The organism is Kitasatospora phosalacinea (genome assembly GCF_000717185.1).
In the GTDB taxonomy this organism is placed as follows: Bacteria; Actinomycetota; Actinomycetes; order Streptomycetales; family Streptomycetaceae; genus Kitasatospora; species Kitasatospora phosalacinea_A.
Map to the genome: position 1 here is coordinate 1 of NZ_JNYE01000260.1, position 864 is coordinate 864.

1 protein-coding gene is annotated in these 864 nt (G+C 75.2%); it reads left to right on the forward strand.

The window, feature by feature from the left end; genetic code table 11:
* Positions 1–691, forward strand: a 691-nt coding sequence (locus OO57_RS37905; protein ID WP_051778781.1) for a TVP38/TMEM64 family protein, incomplete at its 5' end; no start/stop codon positions are given.
* Positions 692–864: the final 173 nt, after the last annotated feature.

Sequence of the window (864 nt, forward strand, 5' to 3'; positions counted from 1 at the left end):
GACCAGCCCCGCCCCCGCCCCCGCCGAGGCCGTCGACCCGCCCCCACCGCTGCGCCGCCCGCGCCGCGGGGCGCTGCTGCGCCTCGGCGCACTGCTCGTGCTGATCGCCGCGGCCGCGGCCTCGCTGCTGCTGTGGGACCCGTCCGCAGTCCTGTCGGCCGCCTCGGGCCCGTGGCGGATGCCGATCGCGCTCTCGGTGTACGCCTTCGGTTCGGTGGCCTTCCTGCCCCGCCCGGCGCTGAACGCGGGCATGGGGGTGCTCTTCGGTTCGCTGTGGGGCGTGCCGCTGGCGGTCGCCGGGTCGGCGCTCGGTGCGGCGGCGGCGTTCGCGCTCGGGCGCTGGCTGGGGCGCGAGGCGCTGCGGCCGCTGGTGCGCGGCAAGGTGCTGACGGAGATCGACCGGCGGTTGTCCCAGCAGGGTTTCCGCAGCGTGCTGCTGGTGCGACTGTTCCCGGGCGCGCCGTTCCAGGCGGGCAACCTGGCGTGCGCGTTCTCGAACGTGAGGTTCTGGCCGTACCTGGCGGGCACCGCCCTCGGCGTGGTGCCGACCACCACCGCGTACGTGGTCGCGGGGGCGAGTGCGAGTTCGCCCACCTCGCCGGCCTTCCTGGTCTCCGCCGCGGTGATCGCCGCGATGTGCGTGTTCAGCGCCGCCTCGCTGTGGCGCGCCCGCCCGCGCCGCTCCGCCTGACGCCCACCGCAGCACCACCGACCCGGCACGCCGCCACCGGCCCGACCGCACCGGAGCGGCAGGTGGGGCCCGTCCGCTAGATGATTGATGCGAAGGGCTTGCTGGCACGCATGAGATGAAGCGAGGGAGTCCAAAGGTCGGTTGTGATGCCTGACCTGGACTCCCTCGCGACC